At 64.3% G+C, this 25,587-nt stretch carries 24 protein-coding genes and 1 riboswitch; of the genes, 10 read left to right on the top strand and 14 right to left on the bottom strand.

Translation table 11 applies throughout. The features are described from left to right. Positions 1-4 precede the first annotated feature (4 nt). Together glmU and AC1PPL_RS07465 are read right to left on the bottom strand one after the other, a co-directional pair. Complete coding sequence (gene glmU / locus AC1PPL_RS07470; RefSeq protein ID WP_103738613.1) at positions 5-1,435, bottom strand: bifunctional UDP-N-acetylglucosamine diphosphorylase/glucosamine-1-phosphate N-acetyltransferase GlmU; 1,431 nt, start codon at positions 1,433-1,435, stop codon at positions 5-7. A 191-nt stretch (positions 1,436-1,626) separates the two neighbouring features. Continuing rightward, positions 1,627-1,995, bottom strand: coding sequence for a DUF2917 domain-containing protein (locus tag AC1PPL_RS07465; RefSeq protein WP_234305463.1), 369 nt, complete (start codon positions 1,993-1,995; stop codon positions 1,627-1,629). A 223-nt stretch (positions 1,996-2,218) separates the two neighbouring features. Here AC1PPL_RS07465 and AC1PPL_RS07460 point away from each other — a divergent pair, with 223 nt between their 5' ends. Together AC1PPL_RS07460 and AC1PPL_RS07455 are read left to right on the top strand one after the other, a co-directional pair. Further along, positions 2,219-3,229: a LysR substrate-binding domain-containing protein gene (locus tag AC1PPL_RS07460; RefSeq protein ID WP_479973001.1), complete on the top strand. Its 1,011-nt coding sequence runs from the start codon at positions 2,219-2,221 to the stop codon at positions 3,227-3,229. 250 nt (positions 3,230-3,479) lie between these two features. Then, positions 3,480-3,908: a bacteriohemerythrin gene (locus AC1PPL_RS07455; RefSeq protein ID WP_012655624.1), complete on the top strand. Its 429-nt coding sequence runs from the start codon at positions 3,480-3,482 to the stop codon at positions 3,906-3,908. Positions 3,909-3,978: 70 nt separating this feature from the next. Here AC1PPL_RS07455 and tyrS read toward each other — a convergent pair whose 3' ends face one another. Then, positions 3,979-5,211 carry a tyrosine--tRNA ligase gene (gene tyrS / locus AC1PPL_RS07450; RefSeq protein WP_479973000.1) on the bottom strand — a complete coding sequence of 411 codons (1,233 nt, stop codon included), beginning with the start codon at positions 5,209-5,211 and terminating at the stop codon, positions 3,979-3,981. A gap of 193 nt (positions 5,212-5,404) precedes the next feature. On the opposite strand from tyrS, the gene AC1PPL_RS07445 reads away from it, so the two are divergent. After that, positions 5,405-6,769: a M23 family metallopeptidase gene (locus tag AC1PPL_RS07445; RefSeq protein ID WP_011804084.1), complete on the top strand. Its 1,365-nt coding sequence runs from the start codon at positions 5,405-5,407 to the stop codon at positions 6,767-6,769. A 12-nt stretch (positions 6,770-6,781) separates the two neighbouring features. Further along, complete coding sequence (locus AC1PPL_RS07440) at positions 6,782-7,903, top strand: anhydro-N-acetylmuramic acid kinase (protein WP_479972999.1); 1,122 nt, start codon at positions 6,782-6,784, stop codon at positions 7,901-7,903. 62 nt (positions 7,904-7,965) lie between these two features. Here AC1PPL_RS07440 and erpA read toward each other — a convergent pair whose 3' ends face one another. From erpA to AC1PPL_RS07410, 6 genes are all read right to left on the bottom strand, one after another. After that, positions 7,966-8,340, bottom strand: coding sequence for an iron-sulfur cluster insertion protein ErpA (gene erpA, locus AC1PPL_RS07435; RefSeq protein ID WP_011804082.1), 375 nt, complete (start codon positions 8,338-8,340; stop codon positions 7,966-7,968). Between the two features lie 60 nt (positions 8,341-8,400). Continuing rightward, the gene (locus tag AC1PPL_RS07430) at positions 8,401-8,799 is read right to left on the bottom strand and encodes a bactofilin family protein (RefSeq protein ID WP_011804081.1); all 399 of its coding nucleotides are present in this window, start codon (positions 8,797-8,799) and stop codon (positions 8,401-8,403) included. A 53-nt stretch (positions 8,800-8,852) separates the two neighbouring features. Further along, positions 8,853-9,569 carry a DUF6776 family protein gene (locus AC1PPL_RS07425; RefSeq protein ID WP_479972998.1) on the bottom strand — a complete coding sequence of 239 codons (717 nt, stop codon included), beginning with the start codon at positions 9,567-9,569 and terminating at the stop codon, positions 8,853-8,855. Positions 9,570-9,709: 140 nt separating this feature from the next. After that, on the bottom strand, positions 9,710-10,102 hold the full coding sequence (rpsI, locus tag AC1PPL_RS07420; protein WP_011804080.1) for a 30S ribosomal protein S9: 393 nt from the start codon (positions 10,100-10,102) through the stop codon (positions 9,710-9,712). A gap of 10 nt (positions 10,103-10,112) precedes the next feature. Then, positions 10,113-10,541, bottom strand: a complete 429-nt coding sequence (gene rplM / locus AC1PPL_RS07415; protein WP_011804079.1) for a 50S ribosomal protein L13 — start codon at positions 10,539-10,541, stop codon at positions 10,113-10,115. Positions 10,542-10,695: 154 nt separating this feature from the next. Further along, entirely contained in the window at positions 10,696-12,582 is a 1,887-nt protein-coding gene (locus tag AC1PPL_RS07410; protein ID WP_479972997.1) for a serine/threonine protein kinase, read from the bottom strand. Positions 12,583-12,797: 215 nt separating this feature from the next. On the opposite strand from AC1PPL_RS07410, the gene AC1PPL_RS07405 reads away from it, so the two are divergent. Next, positions 12,798-13,688, top strand: coding sequence for a 23S rRNA (adenine(2030)-N(6))-methyltransferase RlmJ (locus AC1PPL_RS07405; protein ID WP_220638497.1), 891 nt, complete (start codon positions 12,798-12,800; stop codon positions 13,686-13,688). Between the two features lie 44 nt (positions 13,689-13,732). Here AC1PPL_RS07405 and AC1PPL_RS07400 read toward each other — a convergent pair whose 3' ends face one another. From AC1PPL_RS07400 to ahcY, 5 genes are all read right to left on the bottom strand, one after another. Next, the gene (locus AC1PPL_RS07400; protein ID WP_270174914.1) at positions 13,733-14,449 is read right to left on the bottom strand and encodes a septal ring lytic transglycosylase RlpA family protein; all 717 of its coding nucleotides are present in this window, start codon (positions 14,447-14,449) and stop codon (positions 13,733-13,735) included. A 19-nt stretch (positions 14,450-14,468) separates the two neighbouring features. Continuing rightward, entirely contained in the window at positions 14,469-15,092 is a 624-nt protein-coding gene (locus AC1PPL_RS07395; RefSeq protein ID WP_302078043.1) for a DUF4124 domain-containing protein, read from the bottom strand. 70 nt (positions 15,093-15,162) lie between these two features. Continuing rightward, complete coding sequence (gene metF, locus AC1PPL_RS07390) at positions 15,163-16,002, bottom strand: methylenetetrahydrofolate reductase [NAD(P)H] (RefSeq protein WP_479972996.1); 840 nt, start codon at positions 16,000-16,002, stop codon at positions 15,163-15,165. Beyond that, positions 15,999-16,997: a TlyA family RNA methyltransferase gene (locus AC1PPL_RS07385; protein ID WP_479972995.1), complete on the bottom strand. Its 999-nt coding sequence runs from the start codon at positions 16,995-16,997 to the stop codon at positions 15,999-16,001. Before AC1PPL_RS07385 ends, metF begins: the two co-directional genes overlap by 4 nt. Before the next feature lie 112 nt (positions 16,998-17,109). Further along, the gene (gene ahcY / locus AC1PPL_RS07380) at positions 17,110-18,540 is read right to left on the bottom strand and encodes an adenosylhomocysteinase (RefSeq protein ID WP_088888610.1); all 1,431 of its coding nucleotides are present in this window, start codon (positions 18,538-18,540) and stop codon (positions 17,110-17,112) included. Positions 18,541-18,606: 66 nt separating this feature from the next. Beyond that, positions 18,607-18,688, bottom strand: a riboswitch (S-adenosyl-L-homocysteine riboswitch). A 138-nt stretch (positions 18,689-18,826) separates the two neighbouring features. Between ahcY and AC1PPL_RS07375 the strand changes: the two genes are divergently transcribed. From AC1PPL_RS07375 to AC1PPL_RS07355, 5 genes are all read left to right on the top strand, one after another. Continuing rightward, positions 18,827-20,452, top strand: coding sequence for a peptide chain release factor 3 (locus AC1PPL_RS07375; RefSeq protein WP_479972994.1), 1,626 nt, complete (start codon positions 18,827-18,829; stop codon positions 20,450-20,452). Then, a complete protein-coding gene (locus AC1PPL_RS07370) occupies positions 20,449-22,395 on the top strand; it encodes an ArnT family glycosyltransferase (RefSeq protein WP_479972993.1) in 1,947 nt (648 codons plus the stop codon). The genes AC1PPL_RS07375 and AC1PPL_RS07370 overlap by 4 nt, the downstream gene beginning before the upstream one ends. Next, positions 22,392-22,739 carry a DMT family transporter gene (locus tag AC1PPL_RS07365; RefSeq protein ID WP_479972992.1) on the top strand — a complete coding sequence of 116 codons (348 nt, stop codon included), beginning with the start codon at positions 22,392-22,394 and terminating at the stop codon, positions 22,737-22,739. Before AC1PPL_RS07370 ends, AC1PPL_RS07365 begins: the two co-directional genes overlap by 4 nt. A gap of 13 nt (positions 22,740-22,752) precedes the next feature. After that, positions 22,753-23,712, top strand: a complete 960-nt coding sequence (locus tag AC1PPL_RS07360; RefSeq protein ID WP_479972991.1) for a glycosyltransferase family 2 protein — start codon at positions 22,753-22,755, stop codon at positions 23,710-23,712. A gap of 404 nt (positions 23,713-24,116) precedes the next feature. After that, positions 24,117-25,517 (top strand): hypothetical protein, encoded by a 1,401-nt coding sequence (locus AC1PPL_RS07355; RefSeq protein ID WP_479972990.1) that lies wholly within the window; start codon positions 24,117-24,119, stop codon positions 25,515-25,517. The last annotated feature ends 70 nt before the right edge of the window (positions 25,518-25,587 follow it).

The following is a 25,587-nucleotide window of genomic DNA, read 5'->3' as shown; positions in this document are numbered from 1 at the left end:
GGCCTCAACCCTTGGCCTGTTTGGCGGGGCGCTTCCAGTTCGCGATGCTCACCTGCCGGCCACGCGCCACGCTCAACCCCCCGGGTGGCGTGTCCTTGGTGATGGTGGAGCCGCCACCCACCGTGCCACCCGCCCCAATGGTGACGGGCGCCACCAGCACGCAATTGCTGCCGATGTGCACGTCGGCCTCGATCACCGTGCGGTGCTTGTTGGCACCGTCGTAATTGGCGGTGATGCTGCCGGCGCCGTAGTTCACGCGCTCGCCCACGCTGGCGTCGCCCAGGTAGGCCAGGTGGTTGGCCTTGGCGCCGTCGGCCAGCGTGCTGTTCTTCACCTCCACGAAGTTGCCAATGTGCACCTCGCGCCCCAATTGCGCGCCGGGGCGCAGGCGCGCGAAGGGACCAATCAGTGCGCCTTCGCCCACATGGGCGCCGGCCTTCTCGCCATCGATGTGGGTAAAGGGGTGGACCACAGCGCCCGCGGCGATGGTGGCGTTGCTGATGTGGCAATAGGCGCCGATGCGCGCACCCTCGCCCAGTTCCACGCGGCCGGTGAAGATGCAGCCCACGTCGATCTCCACATCCTGCGCACAGAGGATTTCGCCGCGCGCGCCGCTGCGCGCATCGTCGCGCAGGTCAAAGCGCGCGGGGTCTGCCAGGCGAACGCCCTGCTCCATGAGTGCCGCGGCCTGGGCGCGCTGGTGCGCGCGCTCCAGCTCGGCCAGTTGCGCGGGGCTGTTCACGCCCGCCACCTGCAGCGCATCGCCAATGCAGTGGGCCGCCACGGGCACGCCGTCCGCCACGGCCATGGACACGATGTCGGTCAGGTAGTACTCGCCCTGCGCGTTGTCGTTGGTCAGACGCGCCAGCCAGCCCGCCAGGCGCTGCGCGGGCACGGCCATGATGCCGCTGTAGACCTCGTCGATGGCGCGCTCGGCATCGTTCGCGTCCTTGTGCTCCACGATGCGCTGCACCGTTCCGCCCTCGCCGCGCACGATGCGGCCGTACCCTGTGGGATCGGGCAGGCGCACGGTGAGCAGCGCAAGGCGCTCGCCCGCCCCGGCCTCGACCAGCGCGCGCAGCGTCGCGGCCTGGGTCAACGGCACGTCGCCCGACAACACCACCACCGTGCCATCGCCCGCCAGCGCGGGCGTGGCCTGCTGCACCGCGTGGCCCGTGCCCAACTGCGGCTCCTGGCGCACGAATTTCAAGTCAAAAGTGCCTTCATGGCCCGCCAATCCTGCGCAAGCAGCTTCTACTTCTGTAGCGCCATGGCCCGTTACCACCACCACGCGGCGCGCCTGCAGGCTGGCGGCCTGGCCCAGCACATGGTGCAGCAGGGGCCGGCCGGCCAGGCGTTGCAAGACCTTGGGAATGCGGCTTTTCATGCGCGTGCCCTTGCCCGCGGCCATGATGATGATGTCCAGTGCTGTCATGAAGGTGTGGAGAGTGGAAGGTCGTCGTGTCCTGCCAGCCCAGGCCGGCAGCCCTCCGCCATTATCCCGCCGCCCATGCGCTGCCCCTCTGCGACGCGGCTGCACCACCGCCCCTGATTGCTCCTAAAGAAATAGCTGCTAGCGCCTGAATGGCGGGCGCTAGCAGCCAGTTTGATGCGATAGCCGGACGGTCAGGCGCGGCAGACATCGCCCCGGGGGGCCGCGTGCTGCGGTGATGATGCGCGCACCGCGGCGGCGCTGCGCCACTGGAACTGCAGCGGCTCGCGGCCCATCGGCTCGACCACGGCGTGCTGGCCGGAGGCCACGCACACGCTCTGGCCCGCGTGCAGCATGAGGTCCCCCGAATCCTCGCGCCAGCCATGGGGGCCGTCGCTCAAGGTCACCCAGGCCAGGCCGCTGACCACGCGCAGTTGCATCGGCGCGCGGGGGTGCAGGCTGCGCGCCGCGCCCTGGGGAATGGTGCACAGTTCCGGTCCGGCAACGCCGGCGGGAACGCTGGAGGCTTGCGAATGCAGAACTTGCGAGGTGGTCACGGTCATCTCCTGGTAAACCCTTTGAAGTGACGCCAGTGTGCGACTGCGACCCGGGCACCGTCCAATGAAAACGGAAGGCCTCATCAATTACGGAACGGCATCAATCACTGTATCACCCCATGCCCCGGGGGACGGCAACCGCCAGCGGCGCTCCCGCTGCCTGAGCAGCCTGCTGCGCGATCGATGAAAAAGCGCTAGCATTTTGATTCCCAATGGTCATCAATCTGCCATGAACTCCCCCCTCTTGCCCGCCAGCGCTCCTCCCATCGCGCATCTGCGCACCCGGCCCGTGGCCGTAGGCCATTGGCGCGCATTTCTGGCCGTGGCGCGGCATTTGAACTTCCGCGCCGCGGCCGAGGAACTGGCCCTGACCCAGTCGGCGGTGAGCCGCCAGATCCAGGCGCTGGAGGACGAAGTGGGCGTGCCCCTGTTTCTGCGCCACACACGCGCCGCGGAGCTCACCAGCGCCGGCGGCCAGCTGCAGCGCGCCGTGGCGCCCGCGCTGGAGCGCATGGACGCGGCCGTGCGCCTGGTGCGCCAGACGGCGGGGCGCAAGAGCGTGGCCATCACCACCTGGGCCAGCTTTGCGTCCATGTGGCTGATCCCGCGCATGGAGGAATTCCAGCGCGACAACCCCGACATCGACATCCGCATCGACGCAACCGACACCATCGTGGACCTGGAGACGGCCGACGTGGACCTGGCCCTGCGCTCCAGCGTGCCCGGCACGCAGACTGCGGGCGCGCAGCGGCTGTTTGGCGAGCAACTGGCGGTGGTGGCCAGCCCCTGGCTCCTCAACAGCATGCCGCCCATCCGCACGCCGGCCGACGTGGCGCAGTTCACGCTCATCGAGGCAGGCGACGCGCACCGCATGCCCTATTTCGAGTGGATCACCTGGCGGCGCTGGTTCGAACTGCACGGCCTGGGGCGGCTGCAGCCCAAGCGCTGGCTGTACTTCAACTACGCGCAGCAGATCGTGCAGGCCGCGCTGGCCGGCCAGGGTCTGGCGCTGGCGCGCATGCCGCTGATCGCGGAAAGCCTCGCCTCGGGCGACCTGCAGGAGGTGCTGCCGGGCCACCGGCTGGACTCTCCGCTGGTGTACTGGCTGGTCGTCGGCCCGCGCAGCGGCCAGCGCCCCGAAATCCAGGCGTTCAGCGCCTGGCTGCTGCTGCAGGCCGAAGCCACGCGCCAAGCCGTCGGCGAAGTGCCGGACACGGATCTGAACGACGACATCTCCTGAGCGCGGCACGATTGCTCCTCTATTTATAGCGCCTAGCGCGCGATGGGCGGGCGCGCTTGGCTTTTTTGCTCAGGAATGCGTGGCAAACCGCTCACGCAGCCGGGCGCTTCGTCTGACGAAGATCAAGGCCCATGTAAATCCATGCGGATGGCATGGTCTTCCCCTATGGGTTGTCACGCAAAGGTCTGCGACCGTCGGCAGGCTGTGCCCCGCCCCCGACAACACCAATAGACAAAAGAGAAGACCCTGTATGCCTTTCATGCCCTGGACCGCGGAACTGGAGCTTGGCCTGCCCGAAATCGACGACCAGCACCGTCAACTGGTCGCGCTGACCAACGCCCTGCACGATGAACTGAGCGCGGCGAGCCCGCGCCGCAGCGCCGTGGGCGAAATTTTGGAAGGCCTGGTGGACTACACGCACAACCACTTCATCGTGGAGGAGGTGCTGTTCCAGCAGCACGACTACGCCGAGACTCCCGCCCATAAGGCCGAGCATGACGGCTTCACGCGCAAGGCCATGGATCTGCTGACGCGCTTTGACGGCGGACAGGAGGTCACGCTGGAGGCGCTGGAATTCCTCAAGCAATGGCTGGTGCACCACATCTGCAAGGTGGACCGCGCCTACCTGCCGTTCATGCGCGAGGCGCTGCAGGCGCAACGCACCGCCGCCCTGGCCTGAAAGGGCATGAAAAAAGCCACTGCGCGGAGTGGCTTGGCAAAGCGGTAGCGCGGTCGCGCCCCGCCGGGCGTCAGGCCAGGATAACGCGCGCGAACTTGCGCTTGCCGACCTGCACCACGTAGCTGCCCGCTTCCAGCTTCAGGCCCTTGTCGCTGACCACGCCGCCGTCCACGCGCACGCCGCCGCCGTCGATGAGGCGGTTGGCCTCGCTGGTCGAGGGCGCAAGGTTGGCCTGCTTGAGCAGCGCACCGATGCCCAGGGGCGCGCCCGCCAGGCGGACTTCGGGAATGTCGTCGGGGATGCCGCCCTTGCTGCGGTTGACGAAATCCTGCTCGGCCGCGTCGGCCAGCGCGGCGCTGTGAAAGCGCGCGGTGATCTCCTTGGCCAGCATCACCTTGGCATCCTTGGGATTGCGGCCTGCCGCCACCTCGGCCTTGAGCGCGGCGATTTCGTCCAGGCTCTTGAACGACAGCAGCGTGTACCAGTCCCACATCAGGGTGTCCGAGATGGAGAGCACCTTGGCGAACATGGAGTTGGCGTCCTCCGTGATGCCGATGTAGTTGTTCTTGGACTTGGACATCTTGTCCACGCCATCCAGCCCCACCAGCAGCGGCATTGTGAGCACACACTGCGGCTCCTGCCCCCATTCTTGCTGCAGATGGCGTCCCATGAGCAGGTTGAACTTCTGGTCGGTGCCGCCCAGCTCCAGGTCGCTTCTGAGCGCTACCGAGTCATAGCCCTGCAGTAGCGGGTAGAGGAACTCGTGCAGGCTGATGGAGCTGCCGTCGGTGAAGCGCTGGTGGAAATCGTTGCGCTCCATCATGCGTGCCACGGTGTACTTGGCCGACAGCTGAATCATGCCGCGCGCGCCCAACTGGTCGCACCACTCGCTGTTGTAGCGGATCTCGGTACGCGCTGGGTCCAGCACCTTGGCCGCCTGGGTGTAGTAGGTTTCGGCGTTGACCTTGATCTGTTCGGCCGTCAGAGGCGGGCGCGTGCTGTTGCGGCCCGACGGGTCGCCGATCAGCGTGGTGAAGTCGCCGATCAGGAAGATGACCTGGTGGCCCAGGTCCTGCAATTGGCGCATCTTGTTGAGCACCACCGTATGGCCCAGGTGGATGTCCGGCGCCGTGGGGTCCAGCCCGAGCTTGATGCGCAGCGGCTGGCCCGTGGCCTCCGAACGCGCAAGTTTCTGGGTCCATTCTTCTTGGGGCAGAAGCTCGTCGACCCCGCGCAGGGAGACTTCAAGCGCCCGTCCTACACCATCGGTCACCGGGAATGTTGTAACAGCAGATTGATTCATAAGGGTTTTTTGGGGTGCCGCCAGGGCCCCAACGACTATACTTCCGGGCACTTTCCAGCCGTGGATTCTAGTGGGCCACCCGTACGCCCGGCGTTCGCTCCCTTCCACTGCACTACGACATTGACAGTGCCTCCCGCCCTTTAAGACCCCTGGCCCGGGGCCTGGAAGCACACAGACGCCTGGGGTAAGACTCTTGAACAACGGCTTGACGACCGCCTGCCTGGTATTGCTCAACCAACTGAAGCAGTCCGTTCAGAAACATCCAAAACGCATCACCGCCGCCGTGGCCACCCTGCTGCTCACCGGCGGCGGCGGTGCCTTCGCAGTGGCTTCGTTCGCTCCCGACCCGGCCGACCTGCCCGTGCGCACCGTCACGCAGGCTGTGCAGTCGCTGGCGGCAGACGAACCGCTGTCGTCGCTGGTGGACATCCCGCAGTACGCGCTGTACCGCTCCGACGTCACCCGCAGCGCCGATACCGCCGAGAGCATCCTGCAGCGCCTGGGCGTGGCAGACCCCGCGGCTTCGGCCTTCTTGCGCAGTGACGCCAACGTGCGGCAGAACCTGCTGGGACGCACCGGCCGCTCGATGTCCGCCGAGACGACCGACGATCACCGCCTCACCCGCCTGACGGCGCGCTGGGCCCCCGACGACAGCGGGAGCTTCAAGCGCCTGGTGGTCGAGCGCCAGCAGGACGGCAGCTTCGCCTCGCGCATCGAGACGGCGCCGCTGACGGTGGGCAGCCGCCTGGCGGGCGGCATCATCCGCAGCTCGCTGTTTGCAGCAACGGATGCCGCCAACATTCCCGACGCCGTCGCCGTGCAGCTTGCGGAGGTGTTCTCCGGCGACATCGACTTCCGGCGCGCCCTGCGCAAGGAAGACCGCTTCTCGGTGGTGTATGAAACCCTGGAGGCAGATGGCGAGCCCCTGCGCAGCGGCCGCGTGCTGAGCGCCGAGTTCCACAATGGCGACAAGACCCACAGCGCCGTCTGGTTCCAGGAGCCGGGAGCCACCAAGGGCTCGTACTACACACTGGACGGCGAGAGCATGCGCCGCGCCTACCTGTCGTCGCCGGTCGAGTTCTCCCGCGTCTCCAGCGGCTTTGCGATGCGGTTCCACCCCATTCACAAGACCTGGCGCGCGCACCTGGGTACCGATTTCGCGGCGCCGACCGGTACTTCCGTACGCACGGTAGGCGACGGCGTGGTGGATTTCGCCGGCGTGCAGAACGGCTACGGCAACGTGGTGTACATCAAGCACCGCAACCAGCACGTCACCGTCTACGCGCACCTGAGCCGCATCGACGTGCGCAAGGGCGAAAGCGTAGAGCAGGGCCAGAAGATTGGCGCCGTGGGCTCCACCGGCTGGGCCACGGGCCCGCACCTGCACTTCGAATTCCGCGTCGCGGGCGAGCACAAGGACCCGATGGTTATTGCGCGCCAGAGCGAGGCAGCCCAGCCGGTCTCGGCCGCCGCACGTCCGGCATTCGACCGCCTGGCCGGCAACATGCGCGTGCAGCTGTCCTCCGCCGCACAGATCCTGCAAGCCAGCGCCGAGTAACGCCCTTCGCCCATGGATACGCCGCCGCGGTGGTTCATCGGGCTGATGTCGGGCACGTCGCTGGACGGCGTGGATGGTGTGCTCGCGCATTTTTCAGACCAAAAATGCGCTGTAGCCCAGCATGCATCAGCGCCACTAGCTCCTGATTTAAGAGCAGAACTCCTCGCTCTCAACAGCACCGGCCACGACGAACTGCACCGCGCGGCGCTCGCCGCGAATGCGCTGGCGCGTACCTATGCGAAGGTAGTCCACCGTCTGCTGGACCAAGCGGGCCTCACGGCGGCCGCAGTGCAGGCCCTGGGCGCGCATGGGCAGACGGTGCGCCACCGGCCGCAGGCGTTCGATGGCACAGGCTACACGCTGCAACTCAACCAGCCCGCCTTGCTCGCCGAAATCACCGGCATTACCGTCGTGGCCGACTTCCGCAGCCGGGACGTGGCGGCGGGCGGCCAGGGCGCGCCGCTGGTGCCCGCCTTCCACCGCGGCGTGTTCGGCCAAGCCGGACGCACCGTGGCGGTGCTGAACCTGGGGGGCATTTCCAACCTGAGTATCCTGCGGGCCGACGGGACCACCGTGGGGTTTGACTGCGGCCCGGCCAACGCCCTTATGGATCACTGGTGCGAGCGGCATACGGGGCAGCCCTACGACCACGAAGGCGCCTGGGCACGCAGCGGCCATGTCCTGCCCGCCCTGCTGGAGGCGATGCTGGACGAGCCATTCCTCGCCCTTGCGCCCCCCAAGAGCACAGGGCGTGACCTGTTCCATCCGCAATGGCTGGCCACACGTCTTGCGGCCAGCGCCTTGGGCGCCGCGCCCCAGGATGTCCAGGCCACCCTTGCTGAGTACACGGCCCTTACGTGCGTCCAGGAGTTGTCACGGCACGCACGCGACTGCCGGCAGTTGATCGTCTGCGGCGGCGGGGCACTGAACCGCTATCTGATGGAGCGCCTGCAGCAATTGGCGCCGACGGTTCACGTCGAAAGCTCCGATCACCACGGGCTGCCTCCCCTGCAGGTCGAAGCGGCTGCCTTCGCGTGGCTGGCGCATCAATGCGTCAGCGGCCAGACAGCCAGCTTGCCCGCGGTCACAGGCGCCCGCGGGGAGCGCATCCTCGGCGCCATCTACCCCGCCTGAGCAACCTGCCACGCAGCCATAAAAAAGCCGCCCGTAGGCGGCGGATTCTCATGGGCTGTGCGTCAGTGGTCTTCCACGGAGAAGCTGGAGCCGCAGCCGCATGTCGAAGCGGCATTCGGGTTCTTGATGACGAACTGCGCACCCTGCAGGTCTTCCTTGTAGTCGATCTCTGCACCCACCAAGTATTGGTAGCTCATGGCATCGATGAGCAGTGACACACCGTTCTTGGTCATGGTGGTGTCGTCTTCGTTCGTGATTTCATCAAATGTGAAACCATACTGGAAGCCCGAGCATCCCCCGCCCTGCACGAAGACCCGCAGCTTGAGGTCAGGATTGCCTTCTTCGGCAATCAACTCGGCCACCTTGGCGGCGGCGCTGTCGGTGAAAAGGATGGGGGCGGGCATCTCGGTCGTGGTGTTCTCGGCAACGGCGCTCATGAAGGGCTCCTTGGGTCAGTCTTTGTTTCGATGGTAAGGCATAGCCCCCCAGCGCTCCGTTCACTGTGCGTTTGACGCCAGTTTCAGTGTGGGCTTTTCTTCCAGCAGCAGCGGCGCGGCCGGGCAGAGCTGCCCGGCAATCACCGCGCCCTGGTGCATTTCAAGGGCCTTGTAATGCACGTTACCGGTGATCCGCGCCTTGGGTTGTACCTCCAGCAGCTCCGTGGCATGTACGGGCCCCTCCACCGTTCCGTTGACGATGACATGGGCGGCATGCACCGCACCTTCCACCTTTGCCGATTCGGACACCACCACAATGCTGGGTTCAGCCGAAGACCGCAGGTCGCCGATCACTTCGCCATCCACCCGCAATCCGTCCGCGAACAGTACATCGCCCTGCACGCGCGTTCCTTGCGCAATCAGGCTCTTGATCGGGGGTGGCTTCTTGCGCGAAAACATGTGGTACTCCCTCGGGTGTATTGGTGATTGCCATGCGGGTCCGCAGCCGGGCCCTATGGCTCCAGTGAAAAAGTCTGGGCGGCGCGCAACGAGGTTCCATCTATCAGGCGCGCGGTCACGGTTTTTACCATGGCGCCCGGCGGCAGGGCCGCCACGCCCTGAACCCGCCGGTACTGCCGGAACTGAAGCGGCTGGATGACCGCTGGAGACGTGGAGGACCACTCCGCCCCGTTCAGCGTGCCCGCCAGCAGCAGTTCCAGCCGGCCCTTGAATTCCGGCGCATTGCGCATGGGCTGCATGGCCAGCACCTGCCAGCGCAACTGCCCACCTCCCTCCAAAGTCTCGGCGTGCAGCCCGCGGATGGTCAGGTTGCCAGGCTTGCCGGTGGGGGTCAGCTTCTCGAAGAAACCCAGGTCCTCCCGCAGGCTACGGTTGTCGGCTTCGAGTTGCCGCAGTTGCTCCAGCAGGCGATCCATGGCCGCCTGCTCGGCTATGCGCAGGCTGCCCGCGGCTTCCTGCTTTTCGTGCTGGAGACGGTTGTGCTCGCGCAACTGCGACACCTCTGCACGAAGGCGCTGCAATTCCTCCCGGCTGCCCGCGTCCAGCCCGGCGATCCGTTTGCCCAGGTCGAAGGCCCACAGCGTCATGGCCGCGCACAGGCCCAGGACGATGGCCACGGCCGCCCAGCGCAGCGGCCATGGAAGCGCGCTGCGCACGGTGACGCGCGGAGCGGAGATCGTGAGGCGACGGCGCAGCAGTCGGTAACGCATGGGCAGTGCACGTTTCTTTCAGTGGGATGGTCGCCGCCCGCGGCAACGCCCAAAAACAAAAAACCGCCCCGAAGGGCGGTTTCTGCAGTCTGCAGCACGCCGAGGGGCGCTGCAGCATAACGCAAGGCAGTGGCCGAGGCTTAGCGCTTCGAGAACTGCTTGGCGCGGCGTGCGGAGTGCAGGCCGACCTTCTTACGTTCAACTTCACGGGCATCACGCGTCACGAAGCCGGCTTGGCTCAGTGCGGGCTTCAGCGTCGCGTCGTAGTCGATCAGAGCGCGGGTGATGCCGTGGCGGGCAGCGCCAGCCTGGCCGGATTCACCACCGCCGTGCACGTTGATCTGGATGTCGAAGGTTTCGACATGGTTGGTCAACGCCAGGGGTTGCTTGGCAATCATGATCGAGGTTTCGCGGCCGAAGTACTGCTGAATGTCTTTGCCATTCACAGTGATCTTGCCGGAACCCTTCTTCAGAAACACGCGGGCGACGCTGGACTTGCGACGGCCGGTGCCATTGTTCCATTCACCAATCATTCAAGGCTCCTTAGATTTCCAGCGCTTTAGGCTGCTGAGCGGTGTGCGGATGTTCCGCGCCGCCGTACACCTTGAGCTTCTTGATCATGGCGTAGCCGAGCGGGCCCTTGGGCAGCATGCCCTTGACGGCCTTTTCCAGCGCGCGGCCGGGGTGCTTGGCTTGCAGATCGCGGAAGTTCGTGGCCGTGATACCGCCGGGATAACCCGAGTGGCGGTAGTACACCTTGTCCAGGGACTTGGTGCCGGTGACCTTGAGCTTGGAGGCGTTGATGATGACGATGTAGTCGCCGGTATCAACGTGAGGCGTGTAAATGGCTTTGTGTTTGCCGCGCAGACGGAGGGCAACTTCGCTGGCTACCCGGCCGAGCACCTTGTCGGTGGCGTCAATCACAAACCACTCGTGCACGACCTCAGCGGGCTTTGCGCTGAATGTGGACATGAGTTTCTCTTTTCTAGAGGTGGTTTGGCGGTCCTTTTCCACGGTCGGTGCTTTTCTGATGAAAGCCTCTTAGGTGGGATGTCGCGCTTCGCCGCGGGACCTAAAAATCGCTGCGAAGCCGGCCATTATACAAAATCGACCGCTGCGCAGTGCTCTACTGCGAGTAAAGCTGTCGCCTGCGCTCCTCGGCTTCCTGCCGGCGGCGGTTTTCCACGCAAACGGGATGGTTGGCCAGCCCCGGCTTCTGGCATTGCTCGTGAATGCACAAGGGGCGTGCAAAGAAACTGGATGCCTCGCAGGCCTCGTCAGGCCCGGGCACCCTTGCGGGCACCGCAGGGCGTGACGGCGCAGGGGGAGGTGGCGCCGGCTCGGGAGCCGGAACCACAGGGGCGGGCGCTGGGGCAGGCGCGGTCGCCTCGGCAGCCTTGCGCACAAGCCGGGGTTTGGAAACGACCGCCGGCCGGGCCTCAGCCACCGACGCAGCCTCTTGCTGCACTGCCATTGGCGCCGACGCGGGGTCCGCCGCCTCATGCGACACCATCACCACCTCTGCCGGCTCCGGTGCTGGCGCTGGTGACGCAAGTTCCGTGATGATCTCGTTTTCGGGCGTATACCGCGGCGTGCTCTCCCGGCCTCCCCACCACGGACTGCTGGCGATGACCAGCAGCGCCAGGGAGGCAGCCATACCCCACACCAGGCGTGCCCGTCCGCCATGGCCTGCTCTGACAACACGGGGGGCTGATGCATGGCGTGCAGCCTTCTGGGGGCGGGGTGTGCGCGCGTGCGTCGGGTGGCGTGAACCGGTCGGCGCGTCATGTTGCGGCATCTCGCGCGTATCTGCGAAGGCCTGCGTGTCGCCCGCATCGGCAACGGTTTCCGCAAACACGGTCGCAGGCTCCACGGGTGACACCATGAGGTCTGCCGGCGCGCTAGCCGGCGCCGCCACAACGGTGGCGGCCTGCGGCCGGGAATCCTGCGGCTGCGACATCGCCGTGAGGTCGATCATCGGGATTGCCACGCCCTGCGCATCCTTGCTCGAGGGCTCTACCCAGATGGAGCCCAGTTCGGCACGGAAGTCGAACCCGTCCAGTCCCGCGGGCGCCGCCGTCATGCCCATCGTCTGCAGGAACGCGTCGATCGATTGCGGACGGTCTTGCGGCTGCAGCGCCAGGCATTGCGACACCGCATCGACGAACGGACGCGAGTATTCCACGCCGAACTGCTTGCGCACCGTGCGTGCTACGCGGGAGAACGACACCATGCGGTCACGTATGGCGCGCAAGGTGGCGGGCAACGGCGTGTCGTTGCACAGACAGCCATGCACGACGGCGCCCAGCGAATACAGGTCGCTCCACGGCCCTTGGTGCAGGTGCGATGCCGCGTCCGTGTACTGCTCTATGGGCGCGTAGTTGACTTTGAGCACGGCCGTGTGCTTCTGGTCCCGGTCGCTGATCGCATGCCGCGCGGCGCCGAGGTCCAGCAGCACTGGTGGGCCATGGTCCTGCAGGAAGATGTTGTCCGGCGAGATGTCGCGGTGCAGCGTCTGTCCTTCGTGCAGCACCCGCAACGCGCTGGTGACCGACCACAACACCTTGCGCAGCCATTCCTCGGGGGGTGGCGTGCGCATGTGCGCGCGCGCCTGCTTGAGGGTCAAGCCGCTGTACAGGGGCATGACCATGTAGGCCGTGTGATTGGCTTCCCAGAACCGGAAGACCTTCACCAGCGAGGGATGGTCGAACTGCGCCAGCAGGCGCGCCTCGTCCACGAACGAGGCCAGTCCCGCCTGAAAGGACTGCTCGTCCGACGAGGAACGCACCCAGAGCGAATGCCCGTCCGCGCGGCCCGCCAGGGCGGCAGGCATGTATTCCTTGATCGCGACAAAACGCAGCAGGGAATGGTCGAACGCCTGGTACACCATGCCGAAGCCACCCACGCCCAGCAGCGCCACGATCTCGAACTCTCCCAACCGGGTGCCCGCCGGGAGGGCGTCGACGTGGTGCGCGACGCTGGCGGGCGTGAAGCGGGGGGGGAGCGAAGACATGGAGGGCGTTGCGGACAAGGGATGCGGATCAGCGAGGGCAGCGAAGTCTAACGAGGAAGCAGAGGAAGCACCGCGGCACGCCGCAGCGGACGCCATGATGCGCCAGGCAGCCAGGCCGACGCGCAACAAAGCGCATCCTGTCTGCCAAAAACATCACTTCCCCTACCAGGCGGACCCGCATTGTGCCCGCGATGGCGCTGGTTACCATTGGGTGCATGTTCAGTTACCGCCACGCCTTCCACGCAGGCAACCACGCCGATGTGCTCAAGCACACGGTGCTCATTGCCACCTTGCAACACCTTCTACAGAAAGACGCGGCCCTGACCGTTCTGGACACCCACGCCGGCGCGGGCCTGTACCGGCTGGACGGAGACTATGCCTCCACCAGCGCCGAATCCGCGGACGGCATCTTGCGCCTCGTGCCGCCAGCGGCTCTTCCCGCCCTGGCACCCGCGCTGCAGGACTACGTGGACATGGTGCGCGCCTTCAACCAGGGCGATGCGACGCGCGTCTACCCCGGCTCGCCCTTCATCACGCAGCGCCTCTTGCGCGCCCAGGACAAGCTCAAACTGTTCGAGCTGCACCCCACCGACGCCCGCTCCCTCGCAGGCAACATAGCCCAGCTTGAAGCAGGCAGGCAGGTGGCCGTGCTGCAGGAGGACGGTTTTGAGGGCGTCAAGAAGTTCATCCCCCCACCGGCCCGCCGCGCGCTTGTACTGTGCGATCCCAGCTATGAAATCAAGAGCGACTACCTGCGCGTGCAGGCGCTGCTGCAGGATGCGCTGAAGCGCTTTGCGACCGGCGTGTATGCCGCCTGGTACCCCATCATTCCGCGGGCGGAGGCGCACGATCTGCCGCGCCGGCTCAAGACGCTGGCCCAGAAGGCGGGCAAGCCCTGGCTGCATGCGACGCTGACAGTGAAATCCAGCAAACTGGCCTCCCCTGCGGCCGGCGAAGGCGCGCGCCGGCCCGGCCTGCCGGCCAGCGGCATGTTCGTGGTCAACCCTCCCTTCACGCTGCAGGGCGTGCTGCGCGAGGCGTTGCCGCAGATGGCGCAATTGCTGGCCCAGGACCGCAACGCGTCCCACACGTTGGAGGTGGGTTAAGCCCCTGGCCAGGGGCGTCCACACGGTCCCTGGGATGCCGTGGTTTAGCGCCGCCGGGCCCGGCTCTTGCGGGGAGTAGTGCGCGCTGCGCCCTGATTTGTGCGCGCTTGCGCGGCGCCCGCTGGAGCAGCGGCCGGCGAGGCTGCGGGCGTGGACGACGGGTCCAGCTCTGGCAGATCTTCGGGGCAGCTGTCGTCGTCCGGCCCCATGTGCCAGATCTCCACGGGCTTGATACCCAGGCCCACCATGCCCAGTTCCTGCGCCGCGGCCTGGCTCAGGTCGATGACCCGGCCTGGCGCGAACGGTCCGCGATCATTGACGCGCACCACCACCACCTTGCCGTTGACCAGGCTGCGCACGCACACCCGCGCCCCGAAAGGCAGCGTGCGGTGCGCGGCGGTGAGTTCCCCACGGTCAAAACGCTCGCCGCTGGCCGTGCGCCGGCCATGCAGGCTGCCGCCGTACCAGGAGGCCAGCCCGCGCCCGAGCAGCACGCCGCTTTCTTCCTCGTCTTCGCGGCCGCGCTCGATGGCGGTATCGGCTTCACGCGGAGAAGACGGTGCCGAGCGCACCCTGCCCTCCTTGCGGGCCCGCGGCGGGGCCGATACGCCGGAGTCGGGTGGGCTGTCCGCCTGCGCGCCCGCCGGTCCCGGCAGCGCCTGCGTCGGGCCAGGTGCTACCACAGGGGGCGCATCGGCGGGTGGCGCTGCGCAACCCGCCAGTACGGCCGCCAACAGCACGCCGGCCAACCACCGTCCCATGCGGCCGGGGTGCAAAGGGTCAGAAGTCGCCGCAGCGGGTGATGACGTTGGTCTCAAAACGGCGCAGATCATTGCGTTCACCCGGTGTCAGGTCGGTGCGCGCCCTCTTGACGGCCAGGATGCGCTTGGACTCCGCGCATTGCAGCGCCTTGCGGCTTTCCTGCTCCTCCTGCGCCAGTTGGGCTTGTTCCTCGCGCTCGCGCTCTGTGCGGCGCTGGCTGCGTGCCTCGCGGCGCTCGCGGTAGTAGCGCGAGGCGGCATCGCTCTCCTCGTCGCTGCAGTCGCGCCGGTATTCGCGCTGCATGCCCGCGATGACGTCGTAGCTGGAGCCGTTGGCCGATGCCCCGCGGATGCTGTTTTGCAGCGTGCGGCAGCGCCCGCTCATGTAGCTCTCGTATTCCGGCACCTCGCGCATCACACTGCTGCGCCGGGACGGAGCGGGCGCATAGCTGCGGGGCTCTGCACGCGGCTCCACCGGCCCCGCCGAGACGGCGGTGGTCACCATGCCCTTGGGGCACGGGCGCGCCAGGGTGTAGACGGCGCCCTGCTCGTCGCGGCAGGAATAGCGCGTCTGGGCCGACGCGGGCGATGCCATCGCAAGCGACAGCGTGGTGAACAGCAGGAAGGCAATGACGGGACTCATACCGCAAACGCGCAGGGGATAGGAGGAAGAGGACGGGAAAAAGCTGCCGATATTACCCATCCCCGCCGCTTCAGAGCCCCAGGCGGTCGCAGATTTCCAACGTGGCCGCGCTCTGGTTCATGGTGTAGAAGTGCAGGCCCGGCACGCCCTCGCGGCGCAGTTGCTCGCACAGGTGCGTGACGACATCCAGGCCGAAGGCGCGAATGCTCGCCACATCGTCACCATAGCCCTGCAGGCGCAGGCGGATCCAGCGCGGGACCTCGGCGCCACAGGCGTCCGAAAAGCGCAGCAGCTGCGACGCGCCCATGATCGGCATGATGCCCGGCACCACGGGCACGTCCAGCCCCAGGCGGCGCACGTCCTGCACGAAGCGCAGGTAGGCGTCGGCATTGAAGAAGTACTGTGTGATGGCCGAGTCGGCGCCCGCGCGCACCTTGGTGGCAAAGGCCTGCAGGTCGGCATCAGACGAACGGGCCTGGGGATGGACCTCGGGGTAGGCGGCCACCTCAATGTGGAAGTCGCGCCCCGTCTCGGCGCGGATGAACGCCACCAGATCGCTCGCGTAATGGAACTCGCCCCCGATGCCGTAGCCACTGGGCAGGTCGCCGCGCAGCGCAACCAGGCGCTTCACGCCCATGGCTTTCAGCTCGGCGAGCTGCGCGCGCACGCCGTCCTTGGTGGCGCCGATGCACGAGAAGTGCGAGGCCGCGCTCACGCCCTCGGCGAGGATCTCGCGCACCGTGCCGAAGGTGCCCGCCTGCGTGGAGCCCCCCGCGCCGTAGGTGACGGAGCAGAACTCGGGCCGGCGCGCATACAGCTGCTGGCGCACGGCGCGCAGTTTGTCGGCGCCCTCGGGCGTCTTGGGCGGGAAGAATTCAAAGCTGACCGGAAAGGCCGTGGAAAGGCTCATGCCTTCCTCCTTGCATGGATGAAGAACTCGCGGTTGCCGTCGCCCCCCTCGATGGGGCTATCGATCCAGGCCACCACGTGCAGCCCCAGCTCCGTGCAGCAGTCTCGGATGCGCTGCTCCACCTGCGGATACAGCTGCGCATCGCGCACGATGCCGCCCTTGCCCACTTGGCCGGGTTGCAACTCAAACTGCGGCTTGACCAGCATCAGCAGCTGGCCCTGCTCTTTCAACAGCGGCACCAGCGCAGGCAGCACCAGCGTGAGCGAGATGAAGGACAGGTCGCCGGTGACGAGATCGAACGCTGGCGTGATGTCCACGTCCTCGCACCCGGGACGGCGGCGGCGCTGCACGGGCAATGAGCCCTCAGCGCGTGCCTTGGCCTTGGCGGCGCGCTCAGCCTTGAAGCTCTCGATCTCATGCTCCTTGGCGTCGTCGCTGTCGTCGTACTCATCGTCCACCACGCCGCCGTTGCGCATCCAGGCGTAGGGGGCCTGGGGCTGGGTGTCGTTGTCTTCCGCGTCCTCGATGACTTCGGACAGCGCCACGTCGCAGGCGTCCTGCAGCGCCTCGGGCGTGAGGGCCCGGGCATTCACGCCTTCCACGCAGACCACCCGCGGGTCGGCGCGCAGCCGCTCGTGCAACTGGCCGTGGCCCACGTCCACGCCAATCACCTGGGCAGCGCCATGTGCCAGCAGGCAGTCGGTGAAACCGCCGGTGCTCTGCCCCACGTCCAGGCAGCGCAGGCCAGCCACTTGCAGGCCCGTGGCAGCCAGCGCACCTTCAAGCTTGAGGCCGCCGCGCGAGAGGTACTTGGCCTCCGCAGCGTCCAGCAGCTGCACCTCGACCCCCGCAGGAATGTCGTCGCCGTTCTTGGCCACCTTCTGCCACGGCAGCGTGGGCGCCAGGCGCCACTGCACGCCGGCGGCAATCAACCGCTGGGCCTGCGACCGGGTGGCCGCGTAGCCGCCTTCCACCAGAAATACGTCCGCGCGCATCGCGCTGTCCTCTCATATCGATAGCTGGTAGCGCTTGCAGTGAGCCACTTTCAGCAATTTTTCATGCTGAAAACAGCCACTGGCAAGCGCAAGCAGCTATGCTTTTTGACAATCAATAGCGGTAGGTGTCGGGCTTGTAGGGGCCCTGCTTCGGCACACCGATGTAGGCGGCCTGTTCGTCGCTCAGTTCGGTCAGCATGGCGCCCACCTTCTTCAGGTGCAGGCGCGCCACCTTCTCGTCGAGGTGCTTGGGCAGCACGTAGACCTTGCCCACGTCGTAGCCCTCGGGGTGGGTGAACAGCTCGATCTGCGCGATCGTCTGGTTGGCGAACGAGTTGGACATCACGAAGCTGGGGTGGCCCGTGCCGCAGCCCAGGTTCACCAGGCGGCCCTTGGCCAGCAGGATGATGCGCTTGCCGTCCGGGAAGATCACGTGGTCGACCTGGGGCTTGATTTCTTCCCATTGGCAGTGCTCTTCGAGCTTGGCGACCTGGATCTCGTTGTCGAAGTGGCCGATGTTGCACACGATGGCCTGGTCCTTCATCGCTTTCATGTGCTCGAAGGTGATGACGTCGCGGTTGCCGGTGGTGGTGACGAAGATGTCGGCCTTGTCGGCCGCCCACTCCATGGTCACGACCTTGAAGCCTTCCATGGCGGCCTGCAGGGCGTTGATGGGGTCGATCTCAGTCACCCATACCTGGGCGCTCAGGGCGCGCAGCGCCTGGGCCGAGCCCTTGCCCACGTCGCCATAGCCCGCCACCACGGCCACCTTGCCGGCGATCATCACGTCGGTGGCGCGCTTGATGCCGTCCACCAGCGACTCGCGGCAGCCGTACAGGTTGTCGAACTTGCTCTTGGTCACCGAATCGTTCACGTTGATCGCACGGAACAGTAGCGTGCCCTTGGCCGACATTTCCTTCAGGCGGTGCACGCCGGTGGTGGTCTCTTCGGTCACGCCGATGATCTGGGCGCTCTTGCGGCTGTACCAGGTGCTGTCCTCGGCCAGCTTGGCCTTGATTGCGGCGTATAGGATGCGCTCTTCCTCGCTGCCGGGGTGGGCCAGCACGGAGGCGTCCTTTTCAGCGCGCTTGCCCAGGTGCATCAGCAGCGTGGCGTCACCGCCGTCGTCCAGGATCATGTTCGGGCCTTCGCCCTCGCTGCCCTTGGGGCCGAAGTCGAAGATGCGGTGGGTATAGTCCCAGTAGTCCACCAGGGTCTCGCCCTTGATGGCGAACACCGGCGTGCCGGTGGCGGCAATGGCGGCGGCGGCGTGGTCCTGGGTGGAGAAAATGTTGCACGAGGCCCAGCGCACATCGGCGCCCAGGGCCTTGAGGGTCTCGATCAGCACGGCCGTCTGGATGGTCATGTGCAGCGAGCCGGTGATGCGCGCGCCCTTCAGGGGCTGCTTGGCCGCGAATTCCTCGCGGATGGCCATCAGGCCGGGCATCTCGGTCTCGGCGATGCGGATTTCCTTGCGGCCCCAGTCGGCCAGAGATATATCGGCAATCGCGGAGTCGGCTGGGGACTTGAGAACAGCGCTCATGGTGGTTTCCTTGATGGGTATCTGAAAAAACCGCGCCTGGGGGATGGGACTCACCGCACCGCAAGGCGTGGGTGAGCGTCGTTGCTGGGTATGACTTCCGAGCCTCGCGCCCCGCCGTGCTGGGGACGCTGCAACGCTCCTCGGAAAGTGCAAGATTATACCGGTGCCCCCGCACCACGCGCCGCGCCGTAGAATCCCCGCCCAATGCCAGGGCGCTCCCGCAGGGTGCGCCCGCCTCTTCTCGCACCGGCCGCAGCGCACCGCGCGGCCCTCACCCAGAATCACTGTGTCGTACGCCCCAGAAACCCGGCGCCGCCGGACTTTTGCCATCATCTCCCACCCCGACGCCGGCAAGACCACGCTGACGGAAAAGCTGCTGCTGTTCTCCGGCGCCATCCAGATCGCCGGCGCCGTGAAGGGCCGCAAGGCCAGCCGCCACGCCACCTCCGACTGGATGGAGATCGAGAAGCAGCGCGGTATTTCGGTGGCATCGAGCGTGATGCAGATGAGCTACCGCGACCATGTGATCAACCTGCTGGACACGCCGGGCCACAAGGACTTCTCCGAGGACACCTACCGCGTGCTCACGGCCGTCGATTCGGCCCTGATGGTGATCGACGCGGCCAACGGCGTGGAGGCGCAGACGCGCCGCCTGATCGAGGTCTGCCGCCAGCGCGACACGCCCATCATCACCTTCGTCAACAAGATGGACCGCGAGGTCCGCGACCCGCTCGACATCCTCGACGAGGTGGAGCGTGAGCTGGACATGCCCTGCTGCCCCATCACCTGGCCCGTGGGCCAGGGCAAGAGCTTCGGCGGCATCATCAACCTACGCACGCAGAGCATGACCGTGTTCCAGCCGGGCAGCGAAAAGCGCCCGCAGGACTTCGAGGTCATTCCGCTGGCCGATGCCGACAAGCTGCGCGCGCGCTTCGGTCAGGCCTTTGACGACGCACTGGAAAGCATGGAGCTGGCGCAAGGCGCCTCGGCGCCCTGGGACCATGAAGCCTTCCTGGCCGGCAAGCTCACACCGGTGTTTTTCGGCTCGGGCGTGAACAACTTCGGTGTGATGGAAGTGCTGGATGCGGTGGTGGACATGTCGCCCCCGCCCGGCCCGCGCAAGAGCTCGCTCGTCGTCAACAAGCAGACCGTCGAGAAGACCATCCTGCCCGAAGACGAAGGCTTTTCGGGCGTGGTGTTCAAGGTGCAGGCCAACATGGACGCCAACCACCGCGACCGCATCGCCTTCGTGCGCGTGGCCAGCGGCAAGTACACGCCCGGCATGAAGCTCAAGGTCCAGCGCACCGCCAAGGAACTGCGCCCCACCAGCGTGGTCACCTTCATGAGCCAGCGCCGCGAGGCGGTGGAAGAGGCCTACGCCGGCGACATCATCGGCTTCACCACGCACGGCGGCGTGCAGTTAGGCGACACCATCACCGACGGCGCCAACCTGCAGTTCACCGGCCTGCCGTTCTTCGCACCCGAGATGTTCATGACCGTGGTGCTGAAGAACCCGCTGCGCACCAAGCAACTGCAGCAGGGCCTGATGCAGCTGGGCGAGGAAGGCGCCATCCAGGTCTTCAAGCCCGAGGCCGGCGGCAACATGCTGCTGGGTGCCGTGGGCCAGCTGCAGTTCGAAGTGGTGCAGCACCGTCTGAACACCGAATACGACTGCGACATCCGTTTGGAAGCCTGCCAGTACACGGGAGCCCGCTGGATTACCGCCGACACGCCAGCCGAATTGCGCGAGTTCGAGAATGCCTATCCGATGCGCATGGCGCGCGATGCAGCGGACACGCTGGCCTATCTGTGCACGAGCCCATATGACGTACGGCTGGCGCAGGAGCGGTTCCCGAAGATTCATTTCCATCCGCTGCGGGAGCATGCGGGACTGGCGCTGCAGGTGACATGAATTTTCTCACCCGCAATTCAAGAATCGTACGTGCTCTCCCTTGGCTTGGGGCGCTGATGATCGTCGTGCTGGCCATCATGCGATTGCGCCAGTACTACCCGCTAGATCTAGATGCTTCAGGGAATTCGGATGCCTTCCATACCTACTTGCCAGGCGCACGAAAATGGCTTGCGGACGGTTGGGGCTTTTTTTTACACGATCCGTTCAGTACCAGGGTTGCGCCCTTAGGCTATTTGTGGCCCGCACTTTGGCAGGCTGACGTCACCGCCGTGCGCTGGGCCAACGGCGGCCTGTTTGTCATCTCAGCCTTGATGATGGCTCAGGCGGCGCGGCGACTAGGGGGTTGGGTTGGCGCAGTGGTCGCTGTTTTGCTACTGCTCTATAACCCAGGCATTGCGTATTACATGCCCAAGGTATTGACTGAGCCGCTATACCTGTTTGGTGTACTGCTGTTGAGCTGGTCATTGATTGAGATTCTGCTTCGACCCGGCCTTGACCGTGCGCGCTGGTTCGTATTGGCTGGCATTGGTTTGACCATCACACTGCTGACACGCCCAGTTTTGCAGATCATGGTGATAGGAGCCATTGTTATGACATGGCTGCTCCTGCTCCTGACGAGATCAAGTCTCCGAGATTGGCGCCCTCTCCTGCGCAAGATACTGGTGACGTTAATTGCGGCATGTGCCCTACCGGCGGCCGTAGTAATAAAAAATGGTATGCAATTTGGCATTTGGAGTATGGGCACTGGCAGCGGTGCCGGTTTGTACTATGGCGTTAACCCGCTACGACTGGGCCATGAGCCATCGTTTGTTGGATTCGAATACGATATTGGTGAGGTTGTACGCGTAGCCGAGCCTACGACTGGGGGAGAACCACTCGATAGGACTGCAGATCAGATTGAGCGCAAAGTGGCTATCAGTGTGTTGCAAAACACTCGCATGCAGGACTTGCTGGCCTTCCTCGGCCTCAAGCTTCGGTCGTGGTTACTTTACAGCCCGCCGGAATTGGCTTTCGAAGCACGTTTACGCAAGTTCCGGCTGTTCGAATGGTTATGTATTGCCGCCGCCCTTATTGCATGGCTACTGCGTCGCCGACCTACACATTCATCAGCCCCACTTCGGGCAGGACAACTAAAGGTGGTGGTAACGCTACTGGGCTTGGGCGTCACGGGCATGCTCATGCAGCTAACACCACTTCTCTACAACACGCGCTACAACGCAGGGTTTATTGAGCCGTGGTTGATATTGCTGACGGCAGCAGCGGTAGGCTCACTATTACCTGCCTGGCGGATGACGCACGATTGGACCTGGCGCTCACCACGCTGGCGTCAGGCAGCTGTTTTACTGGCCTTGATGGCGATCACCAATACTCTAACTGGTCGATCAAACCGGCATGAAGTCTTGCGTATTGACCCTGAGCGACTCGGCCCTGTAGCCTCGGTCCTGAATTCGACGAGCATCGGCCCAGCCAGTGCCGATGCTTTGGCGATAGGCCCCCAACAGTGGCGCCTCGAGCGCGAGATCGCTACGCTGGAAGTTCGATTACATGAGAACGAAACTACCCCCTATCCGTCCATGAACTTCATGGATGGCGTATGGCGCTTTCATTTGCGCGTCCTGGCCCCAGCACCCACGCGCTGTCGCACCGTCAATCTGAGGTTAGAGCACGCAGCAAGTGCATCGGACTGGCCCAAACCTGAATTGCCGATCATTGCCGACGGGCAGTGGCGCACCTACGCCATACACGGCAACCACCATCTGCGACCTGTACAACCAGGCCGTTTATGGTTGTCAATAAATTGTGCGCCGGGCACCGAAATTTCCTGGGGAGGCGCTGAATTATTGCGCTCGACGATGCCAGAAGCAGCACGTGCCCTGTGGCGCGATAGCGTCGAGATTGACCCCTATACACCCTTGTCATGGAACATAAGCAATTCGCCATGAACATCGCACTAAGCTTCTACACCCTCGTCTGCGTACTGGGCATCTCCATTGGCCAGCTTTTGTTCAAAAAAGCTGCGGCCGCTCTACCTGATGTTTTATCGCTACCTGCGCTGCTCCAAAATGGCTGGCTGATCGCAGCCCTCGCGCTCTACGGAATCACCACGCTCGGCTGGGTGTGGATTCTTCGCCATGCTCCGCTGCATCTGGCCTATCCCTTTATGGGACTGGCCTTCCTGATCGTTCCCACGCTAGCCTGGTTGTTTCTAGGCGAACCTCTGCATTGGCGCACTCTCGCAGGCGGCGCATTGATCATGGCCGGCGTGGCACTGGCCTCTACGAGTTAAGGAGTCGTACCTGATGCGCATCGCGGTCGCCATCCCCTGCTACAAAGTCACCCAGCACGTCCTGGGTGTGATTGCTGCCATCGGTCCCGAAGTGGAGGCCATCTATGCCGTGGACGACGCTTGTCCCGATGGCAGCGGCCATTACATCGAGGAGCACAACCGTGATCCGCGTGTACGCGTCCTCTATAACCCGGAGAACCGAGGCGTAGGCGGTGCCATCGTGACAGCCTACGAAGCAGCCATCGCCGATGACATGGACATTGTGGTCAAGATCGACGGCGACGGACAGATGGATCCAAAGCTGTTGCCGCTGTTCGTGCGTCCCATCGTGCGTGGACAAGCCGACTACACCAAGGGCAACCGCTTCTACCGCCCCGAATCTCTGAGCGGCATGCCTCCCGTGCGCCTCTTTGGCAACGCAGTGCTGTCGCTGCTGACCAAGTTCAGTTGCGGTTACTGGTCTTCAATGGACCCAACCAACGGCTATACCGCCATCCACACAGCCGTGCTACGCAAGCTGCCGCTGCACAAGCTGGAGCGGCGCTACTTCTTCGAGACCGACATGCTGTACCGCCTGAACACCATCCGCGCAGTGGTGCACGACGTGCCCATGGATGCGGTGTATGCGGACGAGGAATCCAATCTCAAGGTATCCAAGGTGCTCCCCGAATTCCTGGGCAAGCATGTCTCACGCATCTTCAGACGCTATTTCTATCTTTACCTGCTGCGCGACTTCAATGTCGGTAGTTTGTACAGCATCCTGGGCGTATTGCTGTGCATGGTGAGCCTCGTCTTTGGCGGAGTGCACTGGATCCACAGCATGTCCAGTGGCCAGCCCGCATCTAGCGGCACGGTGATGGCCGCAGCACTACCACTGATTATCGGCATTCAGTTCCTTATTGCCTTCTTGCACTACGATGTGAGTAATGTACCCCATGACGCACTCACCACGGAACTGATCGATGATCATTAAGCACCCATTATAACAATCACTGTATCCAAGCCTTGAACGGTATTACAACTGCGGTCTCCAACATGCGAAACAACTGACCGCCTTCGGCCGAATCGTTGGCGATGGAGTTTACTATTGCCTTCAGCGTTGACTTTGATACTTATCTTGGAGCAAACACAGTGCACCCCGCCCGTCTGGCCAGCGGCTGTGGGCAATGCTATCTATAACCCTTATTTGATATGCACTCCCTCATTCAATATTAGTGGAAATATTGCAAATACCTCGGACTAATGCCTCTCGCGGCGCCCCATATTCCGCTTGCCGCGGTACTGGGAATAGAGAAAAACCCACTATGAAAGCGATGTTTGAGCCTCCGATGTACGGGCTTTTTCTGGCGCGAGCATAATCGCCACTCCCGAGACTCCATGCCCTCCACCACCCCAGCCAAAGCTATCGCCCACTTCCTGGCATTGTTTCTGTTGCTATTCTGTGCCTATAGCCTTTGGTTGATAACGTTCTGGCCCGGAGTGCTTGGTGAAGACAGCGTAGCCATCCTGCTAGAGGCACACAACCCTGACGCCTTCCGTTCCGGGAAGACCGTCGTGTGGTATGGCTTTGTCAAGCTGCTCTATGGCACCACAGCACGGGTTGAGGCACCCATCGCGGCAGCCATGCTGATTTGCGCACTCATGCTGACGCGCATGCTAGCGTGGTATTGGGAGCAATCACTACGCAAAACTCTGCTTTTTGCTTTAGCTGCCATCGCGCTCGCACCGCACATGATTTACTTCATGGGAACGTTGTACCCCGACGGCCTTTTTGCTATCGCGTCGGTAACACTGCTGTTCGAAATCTGGCTATGCACGAAGCGTCGCCAAGCGTCAGCTGCTTCCTTAATCATGCTGGCGTTGGCTTTGCCGTTTGCTGCGTTCGTTCGCCCGAACGGACTGATATTTCTCTTACCCGCCGCACTTGCGGCGTTTTGGATAGAGGCGCGTAGCCGCACGTGGTGGCTACTGATCACGGGCATGTGGTGCGTCGTAGGTTTTATAAGCACTCAATTTCACCGCTCGACCACCCAGGAAACGCAGTTCCCCTTGGCAGCATTTGAAACGGCGGGTTTTCTACAGAAGCGGGCCATGAATGAACTGTGGAAGCAGTATCCACACATGAACGATCCATGGGTGCTGCAAGACCCCAAAGTCTCGCCCGCCACCATCGACGCACTGAGCCGCCAGTCCTCTCCCGAAAAAATCCAACAATACAGAGACCCGGCCTACTGGGATATGTTGGTATTCCATCCTGATGGCCCTCAAATAGGCCACCTATCTCCTGAAGACAAACACACCATCGTCCGCGAATTCTGGACATACAACCTGTGGCAAAACCTCCCGGATTTCGCCGCCAGCCGCGTCAATGTGTTTCTCTCTGCGGCATTGGCCCAGGGCGGTTTCCCTGCTTTGTCTTACGCCTCGAACGTATTGCCACGCGTGCCCTCCGAATCCTCCTACCGAAGATTCCATTGGGACAGCGCAGAATCTTGGGCGCAAAAGGTACATGCCAAAAGCTACGCATGGAGATGGGCCCTTTGGACCCCCTGGCTGGGTTTGGCCCTTCTGCTATGGGCTACGTCCTGGGGAGTGAGGCATAAAGACAAAAGCATCTTGCTCATCACCATTCCCATGGTTGTGCAATTAGGAGGAGTTTTCATGTTCTCCATCGCCGGCGAGTACAGATATCTTCTGCCTTTTTTTGTTCTTCCAATGGTCTTGCTGCCAGCCATGGCTACGCGCAACAGGGATACCCCAGCCAAACACCTAGCCTGAGCCGGACACACACAGCCTTGCAGTCAATAGTTTTCATGCAAACCATTCCAAGCAGCCCCGCGGAAAATCC

The organism is Diaphorobacter sp. B2A2W2, from assembly GCF_056730635.1.
Note: the sequence above shows the minus strand (reverse complement) of the source record. Positions and strands in the feature narration are given on the sequence as shown.

Bases quoted from the DNA above. Each gene is read 5' to 3' on its own strand.
- glmU (WP_103738613.1), bottom strand. From the start codon at position 1,435: ATGACAGCACTGGACATCATCATCATGGCCGCGGGCAAGGGCACGCGC.
- AC1PPL_RS07465 (WP_234305463.1), bottom strand. From the start codon at position 1,995: ATGACCGTGACCACCTCGCAAGTTCTGCATTCGCAAGCCTCCAGCGTT.
- AC1PPL_RS07460 (WP_479973001.1), top strand. From the start codon at position 2,219: ATGAACTCCCCCCTCTTGCCCGCCAGCGCTCCTCCCATCGCGCATCTG.
- AC1PPL_RS07455 (WP_012655624.1), top strand. From the start codon at position 3,480: ATGCCTTTCATGCCCTGGACCGCGGAACTGGAGCTTGGCCTGCCCGAA.
- tyrS (WP_479973000.1), bottom strand. From the start codon at position 5,211: ATGAATCAATCTGCTGTTACAACATTCCCGGTGACCGATGGTGTAGGA.
- AC1PPL_RS07440 (WP_479972999.1), top strand. From the start codon at position 6,782: ATGGATACGCCGCCGCGGTGGTTCATCGGGCTGATGTCGGGCACGTCG.
- erpA (WP_011804082.1), bottom strand. From the start codon at position 8,340: ATGAGCGCCGTTGCCGAGAACACCACGACCGAGATGCCCGCCCCCATC.
- AC1PPL_RS07430 (WP_011804081.1), bottom strand. From the start codon at position 8,799: ATGTTTTCGCGCAAGAAGCCACCCCCGATCAAGAGCCTGATTGCGCAA.
- AC1PPL_RS07425 (WP_479972998.1), bottom strand. From the start codon at position 9,569: ATGCGTTACCGACTGCTGCGCCGTCGCCTCACGATCTCCGCTCCGCGC.
- rpsI (WP_011804080.1), bottom strand. From the start codon at position 10,102: ATGATTGGTGAATGGAACAATGGCACCGGCCGTCGCAAGTCCAGCGTC.
- rplM (WP_011804079.1), bottom strand. From the start codon at position 10,541: ATGTCCACATTCAGCGCAAAGCCCGCTGAGGTCGTGCACGAGTGGTTT.
- AC1PPL_RS07410 (WP_479972997.1), bottom strand. From the start codon at position 12,582: ATGTCTTCGCTCCCCCCCCGCTTCACGCCCGCCAGCGTCGCGCACCAC.
- AC1PPL_RS07405 (WP_220638497.1), top strand. From the start codon at position 12,798: ATGTTCAGTTACCGCCACGCCTTCCACGCAGGCAACCACGCCGATGTG.
- AC1PPL_RS07400 (WP_270174914.1), bottom strand. From the start codon at position 14,449: ATGGGACGGTGGTTGGCCGGCGTGCTGTTGGCGGCCGTACTGGCGGGT.
- AC1PPL_RS07395 (WP_302078043.1), bottom strand. From the start codon at position 15,092: ATGAGTCCCGTCATTGCCTTCCTGCTGTTCACCACGCTGTCGCTTGCG.
- metF (WP_479972996.1), bottom strand. From the start codon at position 16,002: ATGAGCCTTTCCACGGCCTTTCCGGTCAGCTTTGAATTCTTCCCGCCC.
- AC1PPL_RS07385 (WP_479972995.1), bottom strand. From the start codon at position 16,997: ATGCGCGCGGACGTATTTCTGGTGGAAGGCGGCTACGCGGCCACCCGG.
- ahcY (WP_088888610.1), bottom strand. From the start codon at position 18,540: ATGAGCGCTGTTCTCAAGTCCCCAGCCGACTCCGCGATTGCCGATATA.
- AC1PPL_RS07370 (WP_479972993.1), top strand. From the start codon at position 20,449: ATGAATTTTCTCACCCGCAATTCAAGAATCGTACGTGCTCTCCCTTGG.
- AC1PPL_RS07365 (WP_479972992.1), top strand. From the start codon at position 22,392: ATGAACATCGCACTAAGCTTCTACACCCTCGTCTGCGTACTGGGCATC.
- AC1PPL_RS07360 (WP_479972991.1), top strand. From the start codon at position 22,753: ATGCGCATCGCGGTCGCCATCCCCTGCTACAAAGTCACCCAGCACGTC.
- AC1PPL_RS07355 (WP_479972990.1), top strand. From the start codon at position 24,117: ATGCCCTCCACCACCCCAGCCAAAGCTATCGCCCACTTCCTGGCATTG.